Genomic DNA, 9106 nt, shown 5'->3' on the forward strand with positions numbered 1-9106 from the left:
ATCCGAGGAATCCTAGCATGAGGCAGAACGAGATCATGCTGGGCGACTGCCGGAGGGCCGTATGACCGCTTCCAAGCCATGGAGCGAAGAAGATAAGGCGCTGCTCACCAGGCTCTACCCGGACAGGACAGCGGCGGACGTAGCGAGACTACTCGGCAGGCCCGTGTCACAGATCTATTGCACTGCTGCGCGGCTGGGCGTAAGGAAGAGCGCTGAGTTCTTCGCGGGCCCCGAGTCGGGACGAACCGACGGTAAGCGCGGCAAGTCGAGCCGGTTTGTGAAGGGCCAGACGTCCTGGAATAAGGGCGTGCCCGGGATTTGTGGCACTCACCCGAACAGCCGTCGCACGCAGTTTAAGAAGGGCGAGATGCACGGCGCCGCTCAGCACAACTACGTGCCAATCGGATCGCACCGCGTCAGCAAAGACGGTTACCTCGAGCGCAAAGTCACCGACGACCATCCGGTACCGGCACGCCGTTGGGTTGCCGTGCATCGCCTGGTGTGGGAAGACGCGAACGGTCCCGTGCCGTCCGGACACGTCATTTGCTTTCTGCCTGGTCGGAGATCATCCGATCTTGATGCCATCACCCTCGACGCCCTCGAGCTGGTCAGTCGTGCAGACCTCGCCCGGCGCAATCATCCGCGATCGCACTCGCCAGAGTTGGCCGGCCTGATGCAGCTCAAGGGTGCGATCACACGACAAGTCAACCGCATTGCCCGAGAGGCAAAGGAAAGCCAGTCATGAGCAACAACATCTCGACCGTTCGCCAAGCGCTGCTCGACACCTTGGCAGACCTTCGCAGCCGGGACAATCCGATGGAGATCGAGCGGGCCCGCGCTGTTGCGGACGTCGCTCGCGTCCTGGTCGACACAGCCAAGGTCGAAGTCGACTATCTCAAGGTAACCGGCCAGAGCGCTGCCCCATTCCTCGAACAGACGGACGAAAACGGTCAGCCCGCAAACCTACCGTCCGGTATCACCGGGATCCGGCGTCACGTCCTGAAATGACCACCGACCCCGCCACGACAAAAAAGGCCCATCACGATGGATGGGCCATGAGTCCGTGGTGCGGGGGGCACGACATTGCGTCACGGTCAGGAAAGTCTACGCGTCCCTGCAAGCCGGCAAGCTAAGGAATACCCGGCCAAACCAAACATGTGTTTGAAAAAATTGATAGAGCAAGCACCACCGGCCACGGCCGAAGCACTGAAAGCGATTCTGCGGGTTACGGCCCGCGACTGGAGAGTAAGATATGCAACTCAATTTCCGACCGGTTGTCTGGGTGACGTTGGAGAAGGCGTCGGAGTACACCGGCCGCTCGGTGCCATCCCTTCGCGGGCTGATTCAGGACGGCCGGCTTGTGGAAGGGACGCACTGGAAGTGGTCGCCTGACAATCGCCAACACATCAACCTTGAGGCATACGACGAATGGGTCGCAACGAGCAATTCGAAGGGATCTACGCGCGGGAGGCGTCCATCCTCGTCAGCTTCCAGTGGGAAAAGAAGCGGTTCCGAGAACGACTCGAACTCGCACCGACAGCCGTCAACCTTCGCGCCGCTGCACGCCTGAGAGATGAAATCACATCGGCCATTCGCATCGGGAAGTTCACGATCGAGGACTTCGCACGGTACTTCCCGAAATCGAAATGGCTGCTCGACAAGTCGGCTCATTCGGTCGCCAGCCATTTCGGCGCCGTCGCTGACTCTTGGCTCGACTTGGCGCGGGCTGAGTTGGAAGAAACGACGGTGCGTGAGTACGAAAACGCTCTGAACCGGTATTTTCGCCCCGTGTTTGGGATGCGCCCGATCCGCTCAATCACTTACGAAGATCTGGCGACCTACGTTGCCGGACTGCCGTTCAAGAGCGCGAAGACCTTCAACAACGTCATGACGCCAGTTCGACGCGTCTTCTCCTTCGCCCTTACTGCTCGGAAGATCGAACACGACATCACGCGGGATATCAAGAGCCGCAAGAACCAGAAGGCGGCGCCGGACCCTTTGGACGTTTCAGAGATCGACGCTGTGCTCGCGCACATCGGGAAGAAATACGGTGACGTCTGGCTCAACTACTTCGAGTTTGCATTCTTTACCGGGCTGCGGCCGTCAGAACTGATAGCGCTGCGCTGGCCGTCCGTCGACTTCAGACGTCAGCAAGTACGCATCGAAGAATCCCGCGTGCGAGCGCTGGACAAAGGCACCAAGACGCATAAGGGGCGGGATATAGACTTGCAGACGCGAGCCTTCCAGGCGCTGACCCGGCAAAAGAAGCACACATATCTCGCGGGCGAGCAGGTGTTCATCAATCCGAACTCGGGGGAGCGGTTCCACGATACAGCGCCGCCGGTCCGCATCGTCTGGCGCCCTACGCTCAAAGCGGTGGGGATCCGCGACCGAGACGCTCGCCAGACCCGTCACAGCTTCGCCACGATGTGCCTGCATGCAGGGATGAACCCCGCCTACATCGCTCGCCAGATGGGGCATACAAACCCACGCATGTTTTTCGAGGTCTACTCAAAGTGGATAGACGGCGACGCCAGCGAACGCGAGAAGGCCAAGTTGGACGCGCTATTCGCCGCCGGCAAGCGCGATGCCGTGTGACAAATTTTGTGACAAACATACAGAATTAGACTGAGTTTACCGGCCCGAAACCCGCATAAGACCGTAAAGAATTCAGGCTAATTCCCTCTGCAACAGATTCGATTCCTGTCGGGGGGACCAAATACGCATTTGGCGCATCGCAAGAATGGCCGAAATGCCCCGCGTAGCGGGGCTCGACGGGGCATTTTTGTTGCCTCCGCCCAATGCGATGACCGTGCCGGCGTTCCGCTATGGCGCCGCGCTTCGCAGCGACTCACTGCAGACCGCCTCCCCCCCCCTTCTCACACCGCGCCAGCATCGGGCACTTCAAATATTTTGCCGTCCGGCAAAAGCATCTGCCCCGTTGGCAAAAGTGGCGTCGAAATGCAATGGCCCGCCTCCTCTATCATGTCCGGCGTGCCAGCTCCCTAGTATGTCGCAGATGTCGTAGGCGCTGCGTTGCCGCGCCATCTGCCCGGCGCCGTGATTTCGCCTGTCCTTGCCCCCTTTTCGATGCCAAGATTCGCATGACGAAGCCTTCGCAGCGCGCCGCTCACTCCCCAACCCCTTACGCCGGGGACACCCCTGCCGCCAATGCCATCGCCCATGCCTGGGCCCAGGTCGGCGCGGCACTCAGCCCGCATCCGAATTGCCCGCTTCCCGCCTGGACCGGCGGTGGCCAAACGTTGCATCAACATCTCTTGATCGTCGGCGCGGGAGACGACGCAGAACTGCTCAGTCAGCTCCGCCATCTGGAAATCGCCGCCGCTCGCTTTGGCAAGGTCGGATTTGTCGGCCCCGCGAGTTTGCGCCGACTGGTGGAATGGTCGATCGGGGAGCGCGTGGTTGTGCTCTCACGAATGCCGCGCGATGTATCGGACTGGGATTTGCGCTGCCCGCTTGGCACGCTTGCGCGCGTGCTGGGGCCGCAGGCCGCCTCGGCACACGCCGGACGGCCCTTTCTACGCGTTCCCGCTACCCCAGCACGGCACTGGCGCGATCGGCTTGCAGCGGCCGCACAGCACGGACTCTGCGTCGGCCTCGCGGGATTGCATGTCTTCGACGCCGAAGCCCAAGCGCCCGTGGCATGTGGCACCGCCCGATTCACTGCGCTTGCACCGCTGCTCTGCGTACCGGGCGTTTCCTGGGTACCACTGGGTCGCCCCGCCGGTGACACGTCCCACGCCATTCCGCCCGAAACCGTCGACTGGATCGACTGGCGCGCCGACTGTGATGATCTCGCCGACGAGGCCTCGCTCATCGACAACCTGGATCTGGTGATTTCTTTAGACGCCACACACGCGGACTTGGCCACAGGATTGGGCGTGCCGGTCTGGCGGTTGCATGCCGCGGCGACCATGTCCTGCGGCAACGAAGCCCGACGCGAGCCATCGGACAGCCCCGAGGGCGTCGCCGATGCGCGCGCCCCTCACCCACGCTTCGTCGGGGATGATTGGCACAGCGTCATCGACGCGGCGACCCAGGCACTGCTCGCCATGGCCACCGGGTTTCAAGGCTGGACGCGCTAACCGCCGCGCGCTACCGCCGAAAGTCCGCCGCAGCGGCACCTCCGTGCGTCAGGCGGCCCAGCGGTCGCCCACCTGTGCCGTCTTGACCCACGCCATGAACGCTGCCGCCTCGGGCGTATCTGCCGGCGCCGACCAACTCGCGTAGTCTGATTCGACGAACGGCCGATAAGGGCCGTGCTTTACCTCGAAAATCACGGCCCCCGGGTCCAGCGAAAGCACCGTGTGGAAGACGCCCTGCGCCGTCTCCGTTACGCTCGTGTCCTCGCCCAGCAGCTTGCGGTCCGTCACCACGCCTGCCTCGTCGAATGTCAGCACGACAAAGCGTCCGCGCAGCGCCGTGAGCAGTTCCCACGTGTAACGATGCAAGTGCGGGCGAATGTACGTCGCCGGCTCCATCGCAATGGCCAGGCGCTGAATCGGATCGTCCAGCGACTCATGCAGGTTCTGGTTCATGCGCGCACGCGGCGATTGCTCGGCTTGCTGGGTCAGCGCGTCGAGCGCAGCAAAAGTCAACGTTTTCATAGGGGAATCGTGGGGAGTCTGGGGGATGAAGCCTTCGCGGCATCGCGGCGACGGCCACGAGTGTAGCAAATCGATGGCCGCCGCCCGTCCATAAAAAAACCCGCCTCGCGGCGGGTTTCTCACTTCGCACTTCACTGCACCCGAAGGGTGCAACGCCGTGCTTAGTACATCTTCTTTTTCAGGGTCTGGCTGCGCAGACGCTTACGCAGACGGGCCACGGCAGCAGCCTTCTTGCGCTTGCGCTCGGCCGTCGGCTTTTCGTAAGCCGCACGTGCCTTGACTTCCTTGATCAGGCCCGTGCCATCGATGGCGCGGCGGAAACGACGCAGTGCGACTTCAACGGGTTCACCGTCTTTAATCAGAATCTTGGTCATGCAATAGCTCGTATAGTGAATTGGCTCGCGAGAGCCGCAAATTTAACTTACCGGGCAAAAACACCCTTCCCCGCCCTGCAAGAGACCTCTCCTGCCAGGCACGACGAACGGCTTTGCCACGGACTGCACTACACCACATCCGGCGGGACCGCGAATCACCTCCTCTGCGATCTCCCGATTGGCTTTCAACGCCCGGCTCGCTTACCGCGAACCCTGCATCGCGCCTTCCAGACTGGCTGAACGGTTGATTGATGGCAAAGCGGCACGCTCATCGTTCGTCAATGAGAACCGCCTCCCTCGATGCCCAGATTTTGGACAAGGTCGGGATTATACACACAAATCGCGGAAAATGTACATGACTGGATTGTCAGCGATCGACAGCCGCGACCGCCGGCACTTTCACGGCCCTGGGCTTTGCCGTCCTGACGGACTTCACACCCATCGCCGCCTTTGCAGGTTTGAGAGACTTGGCCGCCTTCGCCGCCGTCGCCAATTCGAGGTCGATCGTGCGCTTGAGCCCTTCGATGATGGGCGCGGCCAGATCGTCGGCAAAATGATCGAACCAACGCTTGGCCTGCAGGAGCTTCTTTCCGCCAAGACGCCGCTTGTGATCCGCATCGTCGGCAAGCACCTTGGCCGAGAGTCGCGCGCGCCCCTTGGGCAGACGTTCGAGAACGGTAACGATGATGTACCCGCGATAAGGCGTCTTTTGCTCGGCAGACATATTGCCCCCTGATGTACCCGCCTCGCGACGGGCATGGACCGGATCGAAGCCACGATCTGAGTGACGTGGATGAATCTGATCGTACCACGACGCAATCTGCGTGCGCGCAGGCAGGCGATCGATGCGGGAAGTTCGCGCGGGCGACGGCGGCGACGGACCTCGCCCCGCCGCCCATTCACTACACGCCCGCCCCTCGCTCAGGAGGCAACGTGCAATGAATCCTCCGGAAACAGTTTGCGCATGAATAAAGAATCCCCGCTACCGGTGACAAGGAGCCGATGAGTCGCGCGTGTCGCCGCAATGTAAAAGAGGCGAGCCTCTTGCTTCAGATCGGCTTCATCCAGCGACATCGCTCCGACGCCGGGCACGGCTACAAACGGATACTCCAGGCCTTTGCTGGCGTGCATGGTCAATACGGTGACCGCGTCCGCACTGGGGGAAAACCGCTTGCGATCTCGCTGCTGCCACTGGTAGGGGATTCGCGCCTTCGCCAGCGCGTCAACGCACGCCTGGCCGACACTCCATGTCCGATAAACGATCGCCATGTCCTGCCACGCCGTGCCTTGCTGATGTGCCTGTCCCATTTGCTTCGAAATGGCTTCGGCCTCATCGGCAATCGACGGAAGTTTGATCAGCATGGGTTGTGGCCCCTCTCGCCCACAGCTGATCGGACGAATCAAAGGCACCCCATCGTCGTCAGTGGCCTTCGCGTCCAGAATGTCCTCGGCCACGCTCGCGGCAAGCGCGAGTATTTGCCGCGTATTCCGATAGTTGATCTTGAGAATCGTCGTGCGTCCCTGCGCCTGCACGCCAACGCTCTTGAAGCTGAATCCCTGCCGCTCGGAACGATTGAAGATCGATTGCGCATCGTCATACAGCACGAGCAAATGACGGCATTCCGGCGAAACCATTTGTACGACAAGCTTGAACCAGGACGGCTCGAAGTCGTGGCCCTCGTCGATCAGCACGGCGGCGTACTGCGCCGCAGGAATACTGCCTCGATCAACGGCGTTGATCACGCACTGAACCAGTTCCGCAAAAAACCGTTCACCCGCCCCTTTCGGGCGCGTGACGTGATAGGCATTCAATTGATCCGAACACCAACCGTGAAAATGTCGGACGATGACCTTGGCCGACAAGCCCTTGGCCTCCATGACCGATTGGATCTTTCGGGAAAGTGGCTCGCTGAAACAAAGCACCAACACGGGCTTGTCCGATTGCGTGGCCAGGTATTCGGCGCGATAACCGAGGATCATCGTCTTTCCCGACCCTGCCACGCCGTGAATGACGCGGTGACCATCGCCCAGGCTTCGTGCCAACTGCTCCTGCTGCACGTCCATGACGGCCATGATGTCGGGCAGTTCGATCTGATCCGACAGCAGGTCGAGCTGAGTCGCCTGCACGCGCACTTCCGGGAAAAGAATCCATCGAAATCGATCGATCTGCGGCAGCGTCAGTTTTTCGCGGAACTGGAACTTGAACATTTGCCACAACCGGGTCTGAAACGCTTCCGCGTCGACAGACTCCGTCATTTCGTCGGCGCAAATGACTCTCGAAGGCTCGAGCGCATGCCCCAAACCGCCATCCGTGAACTGCTTGCGCGTCATGTTCGGCAACACGACGCCGAACGTCCAGGGCAGTCGCAATTTCCCCGCGTAGGGATGCCCCGCAGGATTCACCAGTTGCGGATCCCGCTCAAGCGCATTGACGATGTCGAGCGTATATCGACGCGCCTGCTCAAGCGGACTGATGACGGTTTTGGGGCCGTTGCTGCCCAAAATTTGCCAGTCGCCGCGATCGGCACGCAGGACGGTCGAAATCTTCCAGTCCTTGACTTCGAGGATGAGCAACCCACGCTGAGGGTGAAGCACCACAAAGTCCGGATACGACTGCATCGTGGCGACGGGAACGTCATACCAGATCAGATAGTCGTTTTCGAGTTTCTGCTCCAGCCGCTCGGCGATTCTGCGTTCGCCGGGCTGCATTCTGCCCGCGCACGAGGACAGAGAGGGAATGATCGTTGCCATGCGCTTCCAAGATTTAACGAAATTGGCCGTCAAAGTATCGATGTATCGTCTTTGAAGTTATCCAGCTTTCGTTATCGTTTGCAAGGCCAGCACGTTTCGTCAAACCGCCAGAACGTATGCACACCGACGTCACGGGGCGGCTCAAGGCCGCTGCGCGGCTAGCGCAGTTGCGACGAGCCAATTAGCCCGTTCGTATGAATATCGGATACATCCCAACCGGAAGCCTCGCTCGGCGGTTAAGTCATTCGACAATGCGAGATACGCGATGCGCGTCCACGACCGTCGCGTGAATTTACATTGGATTACTAATCAACATGGAGGCAAGAGACCGTCATGGCGCGCAAATGGCATGCCCAGCGCGCGGCAGGGACACGCATAACGAACCACGCGGCGCATGCACACGCGCAAGACGTTGTCGTTAATGCCGTTGGGAAATTGCAAGGGCAGAGAATAGGGACAATAGATGTTGCCTGTCCCAACCCCTTGAATTTAGTGGTCGGAGCGATAGGATTCGAACCTACGACCCTCTGATCCCAAATCAGATGCGCTACCAGGCTGCGCTACGCTCCGACGAAGAGCACGCATTCTAGTGGGTTCGGCGCACCGCGTCAAATCAATGTGCGCTGCGTCGGCATTTTTCCATCCACCGCTGGCAAAATAGTCGTCTCGCAGCGGCTCGCCGACGGTCATGCCGTCGCCACGAAACCTCGTCATAGTGGGAGGTTCACCATGTCCGAACCTGTGTCGATGAACCTAATTCTCTGGCGTCACGCCGACGCCGAAAACCTGCCTGCCTCCCTCGCCCTCAGTGCCCAGGCCGATCTGGCCCGCGAGCTCACCGACCGTGGCCGCAAACAGGCCGAAAAGGCCGCCCAATGGCTGCGCCCGCGTCTCCCAGAAGACGCCCTTATCCTCTCCAGCCCTGCGTTGCGGGCGGTCCAGACCGCTCAGGCGCTTACCCCCAAACCACGCATCGTGCACGATCTCGCCCCCGGCGCGAACGCCATGACGCTGCTGGGGACGATCGGCTGGCCCGGCAATGTCCAGACGGTCGTGCTCGTCGGCCACCAACCCGCCCTCGGCCAACTCGCCGCCCTGCTGCTGACCGGCCAGGAAGCCTACTGGACGATCAAGAAGGCCGGCATCTGGTGGCTCTCCTCACGCCGCCGCGAAGACGAGAGCCAGGTGGTCGTGCGCGCCGTCGTCAATCCCGACCTGCTCTAAACCGAAGGCGACGGCGGCGCCTCCCTCTCCTTCCCCCCCGTGAATTGGCTGGCGCAAGGGGCCCAAAACGCGCCCTGACATCATGACACCGGACGTTTTGTCATAGAATTGTCACATACCGTTCACGGA

At 61.0% G+C, this 9106-nt stretch carries 9 protein-coding genes and 1 tRNA gene; 5 read left to right on the forward strand and 5 right to left on the reverse strand.

What is annotated here, in order from left to right; all coding sequences use genetic code 11:
* Positions 1 to 61 precede the first annotated feature (61 nt).
* The 4 genes from BGP02_RS05305 (at position 62) to BGP02_RS05320 (ending at position 4106) form a co-directional block, all read left to right on the forward strand.
* Complete coding sequence (locus BGP02_RS05305; RefSeq protein ID WP_286798133.1) at positions 62 to 745, forward strand: HNH endonuclease signature motif containing protein; 684 nt, start codon at positions 62 to 64, stop codon at positions 743 to 745.
* Positions 742 to 1008 carry a hypothetical protein gene (locus BGP02_RS05310; protein ID WP_286798135.1) on the forward strand — a complete coding sequence of 89 codons (267 nt, stop codon included), beginning with the start codon at positions 742 to 744 and terminating at the stop codon, positions 1006 to 1008. The genes BGP02_RS05305 and BGP02_RS05310 overlap by 4 nt, the downstream gene beginning before the upstream one ends.
* 420 nt (positions 1009 to 1428) lie before the next feature.
* On the forward strand, positions 1429 to 2598 hold the full coding sequence (locus tag BGP02_RS05315; protein ID WP_286798137.1) for a site-specific integrase: 1170 nt from the start codon (positions 1429 to 1431) through the stop codon (positions 2596 to 2598).
* 506 nt (positions 2599 to 3104) lie between these two features.
* A complete protein-coding gene (locus BGP02_RS05320) occupies positions 3105 to 4106 on the forward strand; it encodes a hypothetical protein (protein ID WP_017231885.1) in 1002 nt (333 codons plus the stop codon).
* A 48-nt stretch (positions 4107 to 4154) separates the two neighbouring features.
* Here the strand turns inward: BGP02_RS05320 and BGP02_RS05325 are convergent, their stop codons facing one another.
* The 5 genes from BGP02_RS05325 to BGP02_RS05345 all read right to left on the reverse strand — a co-directional run bounded on the left by BGP02_RS05325 (position 4155) and on the right by BGP02_RS05345 (position 8323).
* Positions 4155 to 4628: a WbuC family cupin fold metalloprotein gene (locus BGP02_RS05325; protein WP_017231886.1), complete on the reverse strand. Its 474-nt coding sequence runs from the start codon at positions 4626 to 4628 to the stop codon at positions 4155 to 4157.
* A gap of 161 nt (positions 4629 to 4789) precedes the next feature.
* Complete coding sequence (gene rpsU, locus BGP02_RS05330) at positions 4790 to 5002, reverse strand: 30S ribosomal protein S21 (RefSeq protein WP_017231887.1); 213 nt, start codon at positions 5000 to 5002, stop codon at positions 4790 to 4792.
* 367 nt (positions 5003 to 5369) lie between these two features.
* Positions 5370 to 5726, reverse strand: a complete 357-nt coding sequence (locus BGP02_RS05335; protein ID WP_286798140.1) for a hypothetical protein — start codon at positions 5724 to 5726, stop codon at positions 5370 to 5372.
* A 197-nt stretch (positions 5727 to 5923) separates the two neighbouring features.
* The gene (locus BGP02_RS05340; RefSeq protein ID WP_286798142.1) at positions 5924 to 7753 is read right to left on the reverse strand and encodes a DEAD/DEAH box helicase; all 1830 of its coding nucleotides are present in this window, start codon (positions 7751 to 7753) and stop codon (positions 5924 to 5926) included.
* Between the two features lie 493 nt (positions 7754 to 8246).
* Positions 8247 to 8323 (reverse strand) — tRNA-Pro (locus tag BGP02_RS05345).
* A gap of 177 nt (positions 8324 to 8500) precedes the next feature.
* Here BGP02_RS05345 and BGP02_RS05350 point away from each other — a divergent pair.
* Entirely contained in the window at positions 8501 to 8977 is a 477-nt protein-coding gene (locus BGP02_RS05350; protein WP_026131589.1) for a SixA phosphatase family protein, read from the forward strand.
* Positions 8978 to 9106 lie beyond the last annotated feature (129 nt).

The sequence above is a fragment of the Pandoraea sp. 64-18 genome, from assembly GCF_001899225.1.
Classification (GTDB): domain Bacteria; phylum Pseudomonadota; class Gammaproteobacteria; order Burkholderiales; family Burkholderiaceae; genus Pandoraea; species Pandoraea cepalis.

Excerpts from the sequence above, each read along its gene's own strand:
- BGP02_RS05305 (WP_286798133.1), top strand. The coding sequence starts at position 62 with ATGACCGCTTCCAAGCCATGGAGCGAAGAAGATAAGGCGCTGCTCACC.
- BGP02_RS05310 (WP_286798135.1), top strand. The coding sequence starts at position 742 with ATGAGCAACAACATCTCGACCGTTCGCCAAGCGCTGCTCGACACCTTG.
- BGP02_RS05315 (WP_286798137.1), top strand. The coding sequence starts at position 1,429 with ATGGGTCGCAACGAGCAATTCGAAGGGATCTACGCGCGGGAGGCGTCC.
- BGP02_RS05320 (WP_017231885.1), top strand. The coding sequence starts at position 3,105 with ATGACGAAGCCTTCGCAGCGCGCCGCTCACTCCCCAACCCCTTACGCC.
- BGP02_RS05325 (WP_017231886.1), bottom strand. The coding sequence starts at position 4,628 with ATGAAAACGTTGACTTTTGCTGCGCTCGACGCGCTGACCCAGCAAGCC.
- rpsU (WP_017231887.1), bottom strand. The coding sequence starts at position 5,002 with ATGACCAAGATTCTGATTAAAGACGGTGAACCCGTTGAAGTCGCACTG.
- BGP02_RS05335 (WP_286798140.1), bottom strand. The coding sequence starts at position 5,726 with ATGTCTGCCGAGCAAAAGACGCCTTATCGCGGGTACATCATCGTTACC.
- BGP02_RS05340 (WP_286798142.1), bottom strand. The coding sequence starts at position 7,753 with ATGGCAACGATCATTCCCTCTCTGTCCTCGTGCGCGGGCAGAATGCAG.
- BGP02_RS05350 (WP_026131589.1), top strand. The coding sequence starts at position 8,501 with ATGAACCTAATTCTCTGGCGTCACGCCGACGCCGAAAACCTGCCTGCC.